This window comes from uncultured Tissierella sp., assembly GCF_902479755.1.
In the GTDB taxonomy this organism is placed as follows: domain Bacteria; phylum Bacillota; class Clostridia; order Tissierellales; family Tissierellaceae; genus Tissierella; species Tissierella carlieri.
In genome coordinates, this window is record NZ_CABSQO010000001.1 from 140,548 (window position 1) to 156,643 (window position 16,096).

Annotated in this window: 23 protein-coding genes; 3 read left to right on the forward strand and 20 right to left on the reverse strand. The window is 31.0% G+C overall.

Translation table 11 applies throughout. From position 1 onward, the window contains the following. Positions 1–7 precede the first annotated feature (7 nt). The 11 genes from RDK80_RS00725 to RDK80_RS00775 form a co-directional block, all read right to left on the reverse strand. The gene (locus tag RDK80_RS00725) at positions 8–649 is read right to left on the reverse strand and encodes a hypothetical protein (protein ID WP_308523168.1); all 642 of its coding nucleotides are present in this window, start codon (positions 647–649) and stop codon (positions 8–10) included. Between the two features lie 12 nt (positions 650–661). Next, positions 662–985, reverse strand: a complete 324-nt coding sequence (locus RDK80_RS00730) for a hypothetical protein (RefSeq protein ID WP_094899695.1) — start codon at positions 983–985, stop codon at positions 662–664. 19 nt (positions 986–1,004) lie between these two features. Continuing rightward, positions 1,005–1,715: an ABC transporter permease gene (locus tag RDK80_RS00735; protein WP_308523169.1), complete on the reverse strand. Its 711-nt coding sequence runs from the start codon at positions 1,713–1,715 to the stop codon at positions 1,005–1,007. Beyond that, complete coding sequence (locus RDK80_RS00740) at positions 1,715–2,581, reverse strand: ABC transporter ATP-binding protein (RefSeq protein WP_308523170.1); 867 nt, start codon at positions 2,579–2,581, stop codon at positions 1,715–1,717. Before RDK80_RS00740 ends, RDK80_RS00735 begins: the two co-directional genes overlap by 1 nt. Before the next feature lie 20 nt (positions 2,582–2,601). Beyond that, complete coding sequence (locus RDK80_RS00745; protein WP_094899692.1) at positions 2,602–2,781, reverse strand: hypothetical protein; 180 nt, start codon at positions 2,779–2,781, stop codon at positions 2,602–2,604. 776 nt (positions 2,782–3,557) lie between these two features. Beyond that, positions 3,558–3,941 carry a hypothetical protein gene (locus RDK80_RS00750; RefSeq protein ID WP_308523171.1) on the reverse strand — a complete coding sequence of 128 codons (384 nt, stop codon included), beginning with the start codon at positions 3,939–3,941 and terminating at the stop codon, positions 3,558–3,560. Between the two features lie 57 nt (positions 3,942–3,998). After that, on the reverse strand, positions 3,999–4,409 hold the full coding sequence (locus RDK80_RS00755) for a DUF4829 domain-containing protein (protein ID WP_308523172.1): 411 nt from the start codon (positions 4,407–4,409) through the stop codon (positions 3,999–4,001). A gap of 486 nt (positions 4,410–4,895) precedes the next feature. Beyond that, positions 4,896–5,984, reverse strand: coding sequence for a hypothetical protein (locus RDK80_RS00760; protein ID WP_308523173.1), 1,089 nt, complete (start codon positions 5,982–5,984; stop codon positions 4,896–4,898). Continuing rightward, positions 5,985–6,461 carry a pyridoxamine 5''-phosphate oxidase gene (locus RDK80_RS00765; RefSeq protein ID WP_094899687.1) on the reverse strand — a complete coding sequence of 159 codons (477 nt, stop codon included), beginning with the start codon at positions 6,459–6,461 and terminating at the stop codon, positions 5,985–5,987. It abuts the gene before it with no gap. Between the two features lie 96 nt (positions 6,462–6,557). Then, positions 6,558–7,538, reverse strand: coding sequence for a MerR family transcriptional regulator (locus RDK80_RS00770; RefSeq protein WP_308523174.1), 981 nt, complete (start codon positions 7,536–7,538; stop codon positions 6,558–6,560). Between the two features lie 604 nt (positions 7,539–8,142). Then, entirely contained in the window at positions 8,143–8,406 is a 264-nt protein-coding gene (locus RDK80_RS00775; RefSeq protein ID WP_308523175.1) for a helix-turn-helix transcriptional regulator, read from the reverse strand. Between the two features lie 384 nt (positions 8,407–8,790). Here RDK80_RS00775 and RDK80_RS00780 point away from each other — a divergent pair, with 384 nt between their 5' ends. The 3 genes from RDK80_RS00780 (at position 8,791) to RDK80_RS00790 (ending at position 11,767) form a co-directional block, all read left to right on the forward strand. Then, complete coding sequence (locus RDK80_RS00780; protein ID WP_308523176.1) at positions 8,791–9,984, forward strand: hypothetical protein; 1,194 nt, start codon at positions 8,791–8,793, stop codon at positions 9,982–9,984. A 302-nt stretch (positions 9,985–10,286) separates the two neighbouring features. Further along, the gene (locus RDK80_RS00785) at positions 10,287–11,513 is read left to right on the forward strand and encodes a DNA polymerase IV (RefSeq protein ID WP_308523177.1); all 1,227 of its coding nucleotides are present in this window, start codon (positions 10,287–10,289) and stop codon (positions 11,511–11,513) included. A gap of 14 nt (positions 11,514–11,527) precedes the next feature. Further along, positions 11,528–11,767, forward strand: coding sequence for a hypothetical protein (locus tag RDK80_RS00790; protein ID WP_308523178.1), 240 nt, complete (start codon positions 11,528–11,530; stop codon positions 11,765–11,767). A 15-nt stretch (positions 11,768–11,782) separates the two neighbouring features. Here RDK80_RS00790 and RDK80_RS00795 read toward each other — a convergent pair whose 3' ends face one another. From RDK80_RS00795 to RDK80_RS00835, 9 genes are all read right to left on the reverse strand, one after another. Then, positions 11,783–12,097 (reverse strand): phage holin, LLH family, encoded by a 315-nt coding sequence (locus RDK80_RS00795; RefSeq protein ID WP_308523179.1) that lies wholly within the window; start codon positions 12,095–12,097, stop codon positions 11,783–11,785. 2 nt (positions 12,098–12,099) lie between these two features. After that, positions 12,100–12,390, reverse strand: a complete 291-nt coding sequence (locus RDK80_RS00800) for a hypothetical protein (RefSeq protein WP_308523180.1) — start codon at positions 12,388–12,390, stop codon at positions 12,100–12,102. Beyond that, positions 12,383–13,078 (reverse strand): NlpC/P60 family protein, encoded by a 696-nt coding sequence (locus RDK80_RS00805; protein ID WP_308523181.1) that lies wholly within the window; start codon positions 13,076–13,078, stop codon positions 12,383–12,385. Before RDK80_RS00805 ends, RDK80_RS00800 begins: the two co-directional genes overlap by 8 nt. 12 nt (positions 13,079–13,090) lie before the next feature. Beyond that, positions 13,091–13,390 (reverse strand): hypothetical protein, encoded by a 300-nt coding sequence (locus RDK80_RS00810; protein WP_308523182.1) that lies wholly within the window; start codon positions 13,388–13,390, stop codon positions 13,091–13,093. A 36-nt stretch (positions 13,391–13,426) separates the two neighbouring features. Beyond that, positions 13,427–13,876, reverse strand: coding sequence for a hypothetical protein (locus tag RDK80_RS00815; protein ID WP_308523183.1), 450 nt, complete (start codon positions 13,874–13,876; stop codon positions 13,427–13,429). 234 nt (positions 13,877–14,110) lie between these two features. Continuing rightward, positions 14,111–14,257 (reverse strand): CD1375 family protein, encoded by a 147-nt coding sequence (locus tag RDK80_RS00820; protein ID WP_308523184.1) that lies wholly within the window; start codon positions 14,255–14,257, stop codon positions 14,111–14,113. Next, positions 14,257–14,412 carry a hypothetical protein gene (locus RDK80_RS00825; RefSeq protein WP_308523185.1) on the reverse strand — a complete coding sequence of 52 codons (156 nt, stop codon included), beginning with the start codon at positions 14,410–14,412 and terminating at the stop codon, positions 14,257–14,259. Before RDK80_RS00825 ends, RDK80_RS00820 begins: the two co-directional genes overlap by 1 nt. Then, the gene (locus RDK80_RS00830; RefSeq protein WP_308523186.1) at positions 14,412–15,722 is read right to left on the reverse strand and encodes a hypothetical protein; all 1,311 of its coding nucleotides are present in this window, start codon (positions 15,720–15,722) and stop codon (positions 14,412–14,414) included. Before RDK80_RS00830 ends, RDK80_RS00825 begins: the two co-directional genes overlap by 1 nt. Then, positions 15,723–16,094, reverse strand: a complete 372-nt coding sequence (locus RDK80_RS00835) for a hypothetical protein (RefSeq protein WP_308523187.1) — start codon at positions 16,092–16,094, stop codon at positions 15,723–15,725. Between the last annotated feature and the right edge of the window lie 2 nt (positions 16,095–16,096).

A 16,096-nucleotide genomic window follows, 5' to 3' on the forward strand; every position in this document is an offset into this window, starting at 1 on the left:
ATCCCCTCTAAAAATATTCCTTTTCTATTTGATTTAATAACTCCATAATACTTTCTTCTTCTGAGCGCTTAACTAGATTTCTATATTCATCTATAAATCCTTGAAAAAATTCTTTTAAAATCTTAATTTTACCTTCATAATAGGTATTGACTTCTTTAAGTATATCTTCTGCTTCTTGATACCTTCCCTTAAGATAATATACATGAGAAAGAAGAATGTCTGATACTAGGAAATATGAAGGATAATTCTTTAGTCGCTGTATCTGTAATAATTCTTTTAAATCAGATATTAGCTCTTCTTCACTGAAATTCATAAATGATTGAATTCTATATTTTAAAATCCATAAAATCCAATATCTAGGCTCTATCTCTACCACATCATCCACTACATTTATTAGGTTAAAAGAAACTTGAAATACAGAGTTAGTATCTGATAAATCCAAACGATCATCAGCTAAAAACCATAAGTAAAAGCAATAAGCACAAATTTTTTCTATATTAAATGGATCATTTTTATACTCTTGTTCTAATATATAAATTAATTTATTATCTTTTCCCTTAAGTTTTGCTAAGATAGAACTGGTTCTTATGATAGATTCTAAATTTTTATCTAATTCATTAAAAACTATATCCTCACTTGAAACAAACATATATAACACTCCTTAAATATCATTTTCATCAGAATACTCTACAGGAATGTCTTCATCAAAGTCTGGTGTGTAAATTGCGGAATCTGCTGCAAAATACTCCTCTATGTTTTCAGGAGTCAATTTATCAAAGTCCTCTTCGCCTAAAGATTTAATCATGATTTTTCCTATTTCGCTAATGTCATAATTAACTAATACTTCATCTGGATTTTCAATCAAATTCTTCTTAAATTCTGGGTCTAAAACTGCCTTTTCTATAATTTTTTGAATAGCCACATTGTTTGAATTTAGATTATCAACTATATTTTCATTATTATCTTGATTTCCATCATATGTCATTATAATCCTCCTCCCAATATTAATTATCTAATAAACCTTTTTTATTATAAAAATTGATAAATAATATTAAAAACAATATAAAATTAACAGCTAAAATAATTAAACACTCCATGTTTAAACTTAATTGTCCCAAGTTATTAACTATGTCATATACCTGTTGAGTGTACAAAAACTTTGAAACCTTTCCAAAGGATTTATTAAATATGGCTATCATAGGCATAAAGGCAAAAACTATGACCAAAGGTAAAGTTGTACTGTTAGCACTCATTTGATTTTTACACACTATTCCTAAAGTAGCTCCGAACATCATAGAGCATAAAATCCCTAAAGCCATAATAATAAAAAACCTTAAAAGCTCTCCCCCACTATACTGTCCACCAATAGCTAGAATCACAACTCCTACAATACACATTACAAAGGTATAGAAACCAATTCCTAATAGATATTCATATGGTTTGACATTGGCCATTAACAAAGATCTCAAAGTTCCTTTTTCTTTCTCCTCAGATATTATTCCTTCCATTGCTACTGCCGGCGACATGCCTACATACATTGATGCGAACATAGTAATAAAGTAATCATAAGGAATATCATTGTTACCATTGGCTATGGTTTTTGTAAGTATTAGGGCTAATATGGGAAACATAATAAATTGAATTAGCACAGTTCTATTTTTTAATGTGTCAAGTACTTGTTTCTTTAGTACCGCTTTTACTCTTATCCAAGACATTATAATAACCCCCTTCCCGTTAAATGAATGAATACAGTTTCAAGATTTGGTTCAGAAGAATGAATAGACTCAACTTCGTCCTGAGAAAAAAATTCCCTAATTTCTTCGGCACAATCAGGACTATTATATAGAATTTTTCTGCTGCCATCTTTGAGAATTATTTCAATTTCATTTTTGTCATTATATTTCCTGCAAAGCCTTTTAGGTTCGTCCATCTCTACTATAACCCCCTCATTTAATAAGGCTACTGTATGACAAAGCTTATATGCCTCTTCCATGTTGTGAGTTGTAAGGAAAATAGTGGTTCCGTTGTCTCTAAGTTTCAAAATATTATCATGAATCTGATTCATAGTAACAGGGTCTAATCCAGTAGTTGGTTCATCTAAAAATAATATGTTTGGATTATGTAGTGTTGCCCTCGCAATAGATAGCCTTTGCTTCATTCCCTTGGATAATTTGGATACAGGCTTGTTCTTCGCTTCTAAAAGTCCAACTTCTTCCAGCGCTTTAGAAATTAAATTTTTATCCACATTGTATATATCTGCATATATTGATAGATTCTGCCAACAACTAAGCCTATCATATAGACCTGTTGTATCTAATACTAATCCCATAGTTGAGTACGTCACATCATCGAGAGATTTACTATTCATACCATTTACAAAGGCATCACCTGATGTGGGTTTCAATTGCCCTGTAAGTATTTTTATAATAGTGGTTTTTCCTGCTCCTGATGGTCCTAATAATCCAAATATTCTTTGGTGATCAATATGAAAACTAACTCCTTTTAAGGCTTCTGTATTTCCAAAGTTCATAACAATATTATTCATTGCTATAACTGAATCGTTTTTTACTTTTATCTCCATATCTCTTCTCCTAATTTCAATTATTTTTTATCTTGTAACAAGTACAAACCATATGCTACAACTCCTAAAGATAATAGTTTTATAGAAGTATCATTTTCAATACTTCCTAGTATACTTAGTACAAATACTGCAATTCCCATGGCTAAACCAATACCCTTTAATATAATTCCTATTAAGTCTCTTGTTTTAGCACCATCCATTTTTCACCCTCCCTTTAATTGATTTTAAATATAAGAAAATCTATATAAAATTTCTCATACCTTAACTTTCAGCCCTTTTAATATAACTTAAACTTGAATTTAGTAAATAATTTAGATTAAATAATTTTTGAAGAAGTAACTAAAGATGTCTTTCAGAATAATCTGTGATTTTAAATTTGTTTAAACTTAATAAAACTAACTTAATAGGTTAATTTATATAGGACCTCAATTCATTAATGTTATTCTAAGGATTATATTTATGTCTTCTGATTTACATGACAATTTAACAGGACTTAGGTTTTATGATCTCACAGGTATATTCTCTAATTTGCTCATCATAATCCATTGCAGTATTACTAAGATATGAATAAAAGTTATATTAAATGAAATTTTAGATAAAGATATATCACTATTGATTTTATAAACTTATAGGTATGATAACATAAATGCACTGTCAACATTTGTCAAACTGCAGGGTAAACATGTTAATCTTTTGTAATATATTTATAAATCAAAAAGTACTGCCAATCTTTGAAGCAAAGAGTATCAACTAATATGATACAACAAAAAAATCACTGGAAAACTTACATTTCTAAGTCTTCTAGTGATTTTATTTTTAGTTCTTCTCTACTTTTATTATGTTACTCTTTTCTAACAAGAAATGCACCCAAACCACCTCAAAAAAATGTTTATATCTATGTATGTGGATTTGAAACGTACTCTAATAAATCAATGAGTGAAAATATAAATAATACTATTAAAATAATAAATAATATTTATCCTCTTTCCTTTTTATAAGCTTGTTTGAGAATAAAATCTATAATAAAAGCAATCAAAATTGAAATAATAAAAACCGTTCCCCATATTATCCAATTATTATTTGTGGTTCCTCCACCCTGATCTACACCATAAGTCTTAAATATCATAGCAAGAATAAATCCAACCACGTATCCTACGACAGCAGCCCCTGAAATCATGCGGTTTCCAAATATAGTAGCGATAACTATTACAATAGCACCTAGTATGGCCAATATATTTGGCCACTGTTTCATGCCGTGCATTTCAAAAAAAGAAAATCTACATAGCCAATATGAGATACCCATTAATCCAACCATACTAGTCCCCCACAGGACTTTATTTTTTATATCCATTGTTTTCAAATATATCTACCTCCTTTTTTTAAGATATTATTACTTCATACAATAATATATACTTTTTTAATAACCCCAATCCTCAATTCTCCACTTACTTGTTTTACTGCCTCTTCTTAATATCCATTGATAATTCGTATAGGTTGAATTTGGATTTAAAACGGGATTATCTCCAGATCCATCAACATCAAAGTTAGATAATAATAAAATGACATTTTCAGGAATAACTCCCTGTTTAAAATCATCTCTAAAATATGAGTCAGATTTTTCTTCATCATACCAGACTTTCGTTAAAGTAGATGCTGGAAAATCAAAATTATTTTTGACAAGATCTATTGCCTCAGTTATTTCTTCTTCAGTAAATTTAGCAGACTCTCCAATGTCTATCATTAAATCATCACTAATATTGTTCTGTTTATAAGATGCTAAAGAGAATACAAGTAATATTGTAAAAATTGATATGATAATTTTTCTCATAAACATGCCTCCTTCTTTAATAATATGTCATATCGTTTATCGAGCAACCATAATCCAAATATAAAGATTGCAAAAAGTTCAGAACCACCATCTGACCAAATATTTCCTTGTTTATCTAATTATATCTTAACTTATAGATGTTTAGTATGCAAATTATTCGAAATTTTCATAGAGTATACTTATTAAACAAAACCATTTTAGAATCGTCACACATAAAAGAAACCTTATAGCAGCTATTTCTAGCCATTATAAGGTTTTTGTCTATTATTCCCACTCGGCAAGTTCAGTGGCGTTTCTAAACATTTATGTTTAGTTTTTGTGCTTTTTATGCCGACTTTTTATTTCAATTACACATATTATTTTGACTTACTAATTTTTTGTTGTCAACATCACTCCGCAAAACAAATATCTTTCAAACTTCAGCTTAGATAATCACACTAATCAAGGTATATAGTATTTTTCCACTATGTTTTACTAATGCTTATACTATACAAATGACAATTCCGTGTCAAGCCAAGTTTCGATAGCATTTCTTATATCAATGATTGAGTCATCCAGGGAAATACGAAACCCTCGGCAACCTCCATCACAACAATCGCTTATACCTCTTTTTTTTCCGCACCCATATCCCTTTTCAATCATTTCTTGTAAAAATAAAGGAAGTTTTTCGATGGCATCAGCGTATTTATGCGTGTTTTTTGCTTTGACGTTTATTTGATAACCATTATTAAGTGATGCATTAATTGCCCATATCTCATTTCTTTTATAAGAATATTTAATCTTTATCCATAAATCTTTTATTTCCACATCGCATTTAAGCCCTTTATCCAAATAACGTTGATGTAACTGCAATATAAAATCTTGCACATTGGCAGACAAAGGTTTCATAGTATCTTTTAATATAGAAATAACATCGTCAGTTTTATTATTTTTCAATACTCTGTAATCACATCGCAATAAAATATCGGAGAAGCGGCAATAACTGATTGTATTGGACTTATTGACCTTCGATTTGTTGATGTTTCTACCAAATTCTATCTCTGCTATTGCCATTACTTTCAAGCCCGTCAACATAGCAGGATTATCAGGATACGAAATTTTTATTCTTTCAGCTTTTAATAAATCCGGTTTTTTATCATTCAAGTTTATACCGTCAATCAATATGCCGCAATCAGTCAAGAATCGCAAGCATTCAATGCTTTTTGAAACGGGGATTTTCGTGTCGAATATATTGTTTCCGACGGTAAGAGATTGAGAGCTTTCTGTTAGTACACCATGAAAACCTATATTCAATAATAAGCATTTCACATTGTGCAGGAATGGAAAATATACCGAAATAGTAACGCGGTCATCAAATACGTGGGCATTCTTTTTATGATTGTCATACAAATCACCTTCAACAATCAAAACATCGCAAAGCTGATACAAAAAGTTTCTGAACACAAGAACTCCTTCTCGAATGTTTTCCTCGTTTGAAATATTTTCAAACATTGGATTAATTGCATATGTTTCAGGTATTTCTGACGTAATAACATTTTTTAAGTGCTTTGCCATATCTTTGAGTGTTTTTCCCATTTATTTCACTTCTTTCTTCGCAAAGTCAACTTTATACTGCCATTCACCGTATTTTTTGTCGTTATCAGTTATCGTTCCTTCCGTAAGGGTGATACGCAGAACGATTGAGTCAGGGTTGTCTTCGTCGCCATGTGCATCGAACCATGTGAAGATTTTTTTCATCTTGGCTCTTATTTCCGCATTCCTCTCGTCCTTTACCCAACCGAGATTTTCAGCCGTTCCTTGAGCAACAAACAAGTCTAACCCACAAATGGAAATCTCGTTGTTTTTCCCAATTTCCAGCATTTTATTTTTATTCGCATCTGTAGAAACATAAAACACGCCGTCTTCATAATAAGCATCAACCATACGGACAGCAGGGCGGGGATTGCCTATAGCATTCGGGGACAATGCAATAGTTGCAAGAGCGATAAGGTTGTCCTTTCCGTTTCCGCAATATTCTTCCATAAGCTTCATCACGTTTTCATACTTGTTCATGATAATTCCTCCATTTATTTTTTATTTCCCTATGGGTTCTATCATACTTTGTATTTCGCAATTACCTAAATAATACATGGGAAATTCCTTGTATCTTTATATTCCTTCTTTTAGCTTGATTGGAAAATATCTTTGCATTTGTTTATAGCCAAGTCCCTTTTCTATGTCTTTATAGGCAATATCTCTTCCATCTTCATATAAATAAGGCATATTGAACATAACATTGCGGCCTTTGTCAAGCTCAAAATTTGTGCTTTCAATCCATCGGCGAACTTTATCTTCTACTTTGTGTATACTCTCGTTATCTTCGTCAATACTGACTGCCATAGCGTATAAGCCTCCCGGAAAATCGAACAATTTAAAAGGGCTTACATCCGCATTGGTAACGACATCTTTAACGGCACATATCCATTCAGCTTTGTCATTTTTAGACAGCAAAAAATCAAAACAATCGAAAATCACACTCTTATACAAATGACAATACTGCCACAATTGGTACATATATCCGCCTTCTTTGAACATTTCTCCCCACGGTTGGTCGCCGCACGTTACCGCTTTGAATCCCGGTATCCTGACGACCATTATATCAGGAATTTTTTTATCTAATTTTTCTGTTATTTCAATCAAGCGGTTTACATTGGAGGGCTTGCCGATATAATCAACGCTTATCAACTGTGTTTCAATCTCTTTAGCCTTGTTATACAGCAGTTTTATGTCGGAGTTGTCTGCAAAGTTCACTTGTTCGATTTCCCGTATAAAATCCATCACGATTTCTTTCAACTCATGCAAAAGCGCAACTTCGTCGTCTATGCTCTGTACTTTTTTCCCCAGCACTTCTAAAACTACATCAGAACCGGAAGTGTTGAAAACACGTTGAATGTCTTTTATGCTGATATTCAGCTTGCGTAATATGAGTATTTGTTCAAGCCGCCTAACAGCGTTTTCGTCGTACATTCTATATGCATAGTCATCACTTCGGGTGCTGGACAGCAATCCCATGTCCTCATAATAACGTAGTGTACGGGCTGTAATGTCATATTTGCTTGACACATCTTTAATTTTGATTAGGTTGTTCATTTGTTTCGACCTCTTTTCTAAATTATTAGGGATAAACTTAGTATAAAGGATTCCCCAAAGGAAGAGTCAAGAAGGTAATACTATTTTTTTGCAGAAAATATAAATTTTCTCTCTTATTGAGAAACAGCATAACACCGTAGATAACATTTTCTATCTGCTACAACCAGAATTTACTAACATTCTATGAAAATTATACTCGAAAAAAATTAAATAGACAATATCAATTTACCCCACAAATAAAAACAACCACTAGAAAACTATTATTTATCAGTTTTCTAGGGGTTTTGGATACTACTCCCACTCTATTACGGATTAGTGTTTATATGTATTAACTGGTCTATCCTGTGTCACTTTTTCTATATTTTATGTATATTATATTTAGTATTTTTTCTTTATTGGTTTTTTTAGTATCATAATAGTATCATAAATTTTTCTTTAACTTTTAATCTCTATGCCTTTCTCTATCTTTATTATACCATTTAATAATATATATTGTACTATTAAATGTATCAAATAAAACCCTGTATCTTCTCATGAGTAAAAGGTAAAAGGAAAATGCGTCCTCAATAGACGCATTAATTTGATGAATGGGTGCTGCAACACTTTATTCATCTTTAGCTTTAGTTTCCCCAGCACGAGAACGATTATCAAGCTTAGGTATATCGTTAGGAATACGTACTAGAATTTCTGATAAATCACAGTCAAGAGCTTCACAGATTAAATCTAAATGTTCTAAGTTAACCCTTTCTATGATTTCATGGTACATTTCATTAATTGTAGATGGCCGTATTCCTGTTTTTCGTGCTAAATCAGCTTGTGACCATCGAAGTTCGCCTAACTTCTTGGACAGTAAAATTCTTATAGTCATACGCCTTTGCTCCTTTGGTTACATTCTAACATCAATTGTTACATGCAATCTAAAATAGTTAGAATATAACCAATTAGGTTATATTAGACGTTAAAAGAAATAGGAGGTAATAGTCCTTTTTATCTTATTATAAACTTTAGCATTTTCTTATTAGACCCATTTTATATAAAAATCTCCTCCTACTTATCTTGATATTTCCTAAGCATTAAGATTGACGTTACTGTGCTGTAGAATTCCTAACTTACTAATAGTACTATATTATTGGGACTCAATTTTTATTTAAAAGGTGCTATCTTATTTGATTTTCATATTTGTGTTATAATATATGATAATGGAAATCTATGACATTTCTTATTTAAAGTCAATATTATAGGGGGGATAAATATGGATAGCAGTAGCATTCAAGAAATAATAAGCAAATATAATCCTAACGTAACTGGTGCTATTACCGATGATGAGATTTCTTTATCTTCTAAATCATGGAAAAAAGACTTATATTTTTATTTAGATGAGGATACTGATATTGAAAAATTTATTGAAGATTTCTTTATATTAAAATACATACCTCGATTAGGTTGCTATATGGATAACTATATAGAGTTTATGTTAAGTACACCCTATACTTTTTTTCAATTAAGTTTCGAGGGATATAATGTTCCAGAATTAGAATGCTTCGATGATAAAATTTATTATGAGATAAGTGGTATAAGTGATCACCTTTTTAATATTATTAGAGTAAATGAAAAATATAATGATGATTTCATAGAGTCTTTAAGGTATATAGCTACTATAAAAATATATAATGTCAATGATATAAAAAAAATCTCTATTGATGATGTCAGTTTTATAGAAGTAGCTAAAAACACTGCAAAAAATTTATTATTTGATTTATCATATAAGCACTCTTTAGTTCTAACTCTTGAAGAATTGCCTAATGATTTTGAAGTTTTTGAAGACTTTGAAGACTATGACCCCGTATTCGAATTAGCTGAAACCATGGTGAATATTAAAGATAACTACATAAAAAAATCTTATGATTCAGACTTAATTAATTATTATTATAGAGCTAATAAAATGGATGATAGTGAATTTAAGTATACTGCCTATTATCAAGTTTTAGAATGTATTTTTGATGAAGTATATCTACATGAAACAGTACAGGATATTAAACAAATCATTAACTCCAGTTGGTTTTCATCGTATGATGATGAAAACATAGTCTCTTTGATCAATGTAGTGGAGCAATATAATAAAAATAAAAACGATAGAGAAAAATTAAAATTGGTGTTGGAAAAATATTTCAAGGGTGATTCGCATGATGAAGCATTTTTTTTAAGTAACCAAGACATTATTGATATTTTAATAAATAAACTTAAAAAAATAAGTAGAAAAGAGGAACTAAAAGACTTACAAAAAATAGCAACCATTATTTATGATTATAGATGTAATTGTACACATTCAAATAGAGAATATCCTTTTAGAACCACATTTACAGGCGACTATAATGAATTAAATAACTATATAGAATTAATTAAAAAAGTGTCAGAAAGAATAATAATAAATTATAATAATTACTAAAAATCCAGATTTAGATTGACCTATACTTGAAGAAATAAAGAGAATTTTTTATCATTATAATACGAATGTTTATTTATAATATTACGAATAAATTCTTAAAATAGCTATGAATCCTTTAGAATTTAATTTGATAGAAACGAAAAAACTTATAGACTAAGAAAAGCTAGGGATTATTCCTTAGCTTTTTAATATGTAAAATATTTAAGGTTTTACAAAATTATCCTTTTAAATTTGAAAAAATATGTTATACTATATACAAACAAATGTTCAGAACAAATGTTTATAATCGAGGTGTAATAGGAATGGACATAATAATGCATATTGACGTAAATTCTGCTTTTTTAGCTTGGACAGCTGCACATGAAAAGCAATTAGGAATTGATAGAGACATAAGAGAAGTTGCATCGGTGATTGGAGGAAATGAGGAAAATCGTCACGGCATAGTTCTTGCTAAATCTATACTTGCTAAAAAATATAAGATACAGACGGGAGAGTCCTTACATTCTGCAAGAAAAAAATGTCCTAATCTTCTCGTTGTACCGCCTAATTATCAAGTATATGTTCAGGCATCACAAGCACTATATGACTTTTTAAATACCTTCTCTCCTGATGTAGAAGTATTTAGCATTGATGAATGTTTTATTAGATTCACTAACATTACTGAAGAAGAATCTATTCCGTTAGCCTATAGGATTAAAGATCAAATTAAAGATACTTTCGGTTATACTGTCAATATTGGTATATCTGAAAATAAATTACTTGCGAAGATGGCAGGAGATTTTGAGAAACCTGATAAAGTACATACATGTTTTCCAGAAGAAATAAAATATAAACTTTGGAAATTACCAGTCGAAGAATTATATATGGTAGGAAGAAAAACGGCCCCTAAGTTATATGATTTAGGTATATATACGATTGGAGACTTAGCAAATACTGATATTAATATATTATCTTCTTTGTTAAAGTCTCATGGCAGGCTTATTTATGCATATGCCAATGGGATTGATGATTCTACTTTTAAACCTTCGGCTCCTGTAAAAAGCATAGGCAATAGTTCTACTATTAAATTTGATGTAGAGGATAGAGAAACAGCTCATGCCGTAATTTTGAGCCTTGTAGAAATGACAGCTTGGAGATTAAGAAAAGCTAATATGGTATGTAGAGTAGTAAGAATTAGTATCAAAGATTCGCTATTTTCTCATGTCTCACATCAAAGGAAATTGCTCTATTCGACTGACTCTACAACTGAAATTTATAAAAACATATGTATACTATTCGATGAAGTGTGGGATAAAAAGCCTATCCGACAGCTAGGAGTATCTGTCTCAGACTTATGTTGCTCTGATATACAACAGATGAATTTCTTTAATAATACAAACAATAGTAAGCTTGATAAAGTTATTGATAGTTTACGTGAAAAGTATGGAGATACAGCTATAATGAGAGGGGTGTTCGCTAATTCTGATTTGCACCCTATTCTTGGTGGATATCCTGATGATGAATATCCAGGTATGACTAGCATTTTGTAGAAAGGATGGTTTTCTTGAAAGTTATTAATCAACCTATAAAAGTTATGGCAGTTTTTTATCCTGATGGAAAAATTGAACCTATTAGATTTCGCCTAGATGATACAGTGGTTAATGTAGAAAAAGTAATGAAAACCTATGAAGAAAAGATTGTAGGAAACAAAAGAATTATATTTGTATGTATGCATAATGAGAAGGATATTTATGAGCTGAAATATGAAATCAATTCAAAGATATGGTACTTATTTAAACAATAAAAGAAGGCCCTAGATTTACTCTAGGGCTTTATCTTGTATAATATTTAATTCTTTTACTGCAGCTTCAATAAATATATTAAGATCTTCTACAGTTAATTTTATTCCTCTGCTATTTAAATAATTAATAACATATTCTTTTTTCTTTTCACCTTGTCCAGGCTTAATATAAATTTGTTCAGCCGCTTGAACCGCTAAAGATACTAAGAAGTATATATTTTCTCTTTGCTCTTTAGTAGTTTTACTTTTTAGGTATGGCACTAACACATAAGTAACTATAGTACCTAATAATCCAATTAAACCTAATATAATTTTAACTAATCCTTCATTCATAATTATTCTTCTCCTTTCCATTCCTTTATTATTTCTTTTATAGTATCAAATGATTTTATTCCTGCTAGAGCTACAAGCTCTGTACCAGTAAACTTAAACCATCTTTCAATAAGTGTAGACGGTTCTGAACCAGTCTTATAATATAGAAATACTATAGTAGCAGTAAATAAAATGTTCATTACCACTATTATCATTACTATTTTTTTATTGAACTGTAGCTTTTTCTTAGATTTTTCTTCTAGATCCAATACATCTTTTATCTTATTTAATTCTTCCTCTGTAAATTTATTCATCTATCATCACTCCATTATTCCATGTAACATTAAGCCCCATGGATTCAAATATTGTTCTAATAGGTATATAACTGTCACCTATTTTTGCATAATTAACCCCATCTTTTAAATATCCTTCTACAGTAATATTTCTACCAAATATATTTATTTTCAGTTTGTTAGAAGGCAATTTTGTAGTAGAAGGTATTGATTTCTCTTCTATATACTCAATGTAAAGACATTTGCACCAATTAGTCCACCCGGCAGAACCGCTGTCTTTTAATGGAGACTGGATTACTCCTTGCTTAGTACCTCTACTCTCGATGACTTGTCCATTGCCAATGTATACTCCTATATGTCCATCCTTCCATACCAATATACCTGGTATTTCTGGGATAGTATTCAAGGGACCTTTTTCTTTTGCTGACTGATACATTCCATTAGCTGACTTGTCTTGATTAGGAGTATATTTCACATTCCCGCCATTCCACCATAGATAAGACTTGATAAGACCTACACAATCTACAACCCTTTTATTCATCCAATTTTGTCTTATAAAAGCTTCATATATTTTAACATTACTTGGGTACTGTTTTAGTTTCTGTTGTAACAAAGGCTCTGTTAATACAGTACCAAAGGTACCATATACATAGCCCCATTTTTGTTGTAATGCTATTTTGCAATGTTCTACCAATTTAATATTAGTCAAGGTTATCTCCTCCTATAATAGCTTACCTACTAAAAAACCTACTATTATTGTAATAGCTCCACCTATAATTAATTTCTTGTAATGATGTAAATCGGATGAAGGAATTTTTTTAATTTCATCTAAGTCATCCCTAATGGTTTTTACATCTTCCTTTGTTTCTCTCATTTGCTCTACAAGTCTAGTTATATTTGTAGATAATTCTAGTATGGTATTTTGTATATTTTTCAGATTATCTATTTCTTTAAATATTGTCTTGTTTTCTGCTTTTAATGTAGCTATTTCTCCCTCTTTGGTACAATTACATTGCTCCATTCACCCACCTCCAAGTTAATATTAAAAGGAACCTAGCTAAGCTAAGTTCCTTGACTCTATTAATTCAAATTTATAGTTTTTAATCTTCCATGTTTGCTCTGTTCTAAACCCTGTGGCATTCTCATACGATACTACTATTAGGCTATGCTCATCAATACATATATCTATTGATTCATCTGATTCATATATTGCTTTATCTTTAATGATAATTACCCTAGGACCTTCTAGTTCTATTAATTCATCTAAAGTTATATTAAAGTTGCTATCAATAGTTTTTCCTCTCTCTATGGTGACTTTTACATTCAGTGCGTGAGCGGGTCCTATGTTAGATATTTCAAATTTTGGTTTTAAACCATTGTAAGTTATATTGTTCAAATTCAAAAACGTTACTGGATTTGAAACCTTAATGCCGATTATAACTTGCTTATAAGCAATCCATGCAGCCATAACACCTACTAAAGTCGTAATTAGATTTACTATGTTCATATAACTCCCCCTTATAATTTTATAATTAAGGTTATTGCCTAAATTAAAGGAGGGTATTCATCTATATTCATATTTTTTTTAACTTATATCAAGAATGCCTATAAAAAGACCTTCTGTAGCCGCTCAAGAAATTTGGCAAAATTTCTCAGGATTTTTGGCAAAACATTCCTCATTTTTAGAAGTGATTCAAAGAGAGATATAGTTGTTTTAAAACTGTATCTCTCTTTTATACTGTTATTCAGATTCTACTAGGTATTCAGCAACTGCTATTTTATATTCTTCAGGAACTACTGACAGGACATTTCCTTCATAGTCCTCCAACTCCCACTTTTTAGCTTTTACCAATACTGCATATGCCTTTACTTTCCAAGGTTTTATCATTATTTTTCCCCTCCATCTATCTTATTTTCTATTTCTGTAAGTCTATCATCAAAATCAATTAATATTTCATATATTTCAGCTAACATTATATCTTTTTCATCTGCTCTCTCATCTCGAATCTCTCTTAGAGGTTTCTTATTTATTATCTCAATCATTATTCAAAAGCACCTCCAAATCCATGAATTACGCATTCCTCTATTGCAGTTCCTTTTTCTATAGTAAATCTTATGTCTATGCCCCATTTATCGGCTGTCTTAGTATCATTAGTGAATATATAGTGTTTACCGGTGATAACTTGGGAAGTTATGTCCTCCCATGTTGGTATTTCGTCATATCCATTGTTGCAAACTTCTACTTTTGCAGTAGCACCTATAGGTATAACCCAAGTAGGAGTAACTAATATCTTTGTAGCTGCAATATCTGTTTCAATTACATTTTTTAATGTGAATTGGATTTTATCATCATATCTAGTAAAGGTGTAGTTTCTTATTGCTGTTGCTCCATGTTCATCTATAGCTTCGATTTTAATTGAATGAGTACCTATTCCTAGCTTATACCAATCCTCACTGGAGATAGTAAATGTATTTGTTGCTCCGTCTCCAACCTGGTATTCTTCCTTCTTGATTCCATTTAGGTATGTTTTTACTGTTAAAGAATTACCCTCATTATCTGTTGCATTAAACTCTACACTAAATGGTTCTATTTTTTGTCCTATATCTTGGTCCTCATCTGAAATAACAGGAGCTGTATTTGTTCTTCTGAAGGTATATCTTCGGTAAGCTATACCACCGTTTTGGTCGTCAACTTTTATCTCTATAGTATTTTTACTATTAAGAGGTAGAGAAAATAGAGTTTTATTAGTTATCTTTATTTCAAGTGGTTGATTTCTAGGTGCTCCGTTGATGGTCTTTATTATACTTCCATTTAATTTTTCTGTTACGATTAAGCTATCTGCAGAATCTACATCATCAACTTCATATGATATCATAAATCCTAGATTCTTATCTCCTAGATTGCTATCTATTCCATCTATTGTAGGAGGTGAATTTGCTAACCCACCTTTCACATACCAGTAAGAACCTGACCGCCCGTTCGAAGGATATGCCCCATCCTCTGCCACTATCTCTTCAATAAAACTCCCTCGTGAATAAGTTGTAGAGGCTGTTCGTTCTTTGTCCCATGTATTGAGATATGCTGTGTCCCCGCTGACAGAAATTGTCGTTCTTCTAATTCCTACAGCATTTGAATTGTGTAAGGCATATATAGTACCTGGAGAATTTCTGCCTATACTAGTTGAACCTGAAACTGAAAACTTTCCTGTGCTCGTATTAAATGAATAAGATGATGCACCTGTTAAAATATAACCCGTATTAACCTTTCCGTCTGTAGTTATTTGAACCCATGGTGCTTCTTCATATCTTGTTGAGGATACTGCTAAGTATTTCTTATATATATACTTAGCCATCTATATCACCATCCTTTTCCCTACAGGGTCATAAACCCCATGAGCCAACTCCACACTATCTAAATTTGCAAAATTCACAATAAACATGTTATGGCCAATGTTATTCATTGCATTGCCTTCTAATACAGCAAGTCTTACAGAATGGTTTATTAATAGGTCTCTATTTTCACTTGCAAGTATAGATGTTTTATAAATTCCATCTTCCATATGCCCAAGTGTACGTGCATTGACAGGAGTTCCTTTGTCAAGAATTTCCCCTTCATCGGGAACGTGAAGTATGCTCCCATCATTAAGGATTACTTCTTTATATACTCCCGGTCTTTCTGTCGTATGGTCTACAAATCCAACTTTTTCATATATAAAACTACTCATTT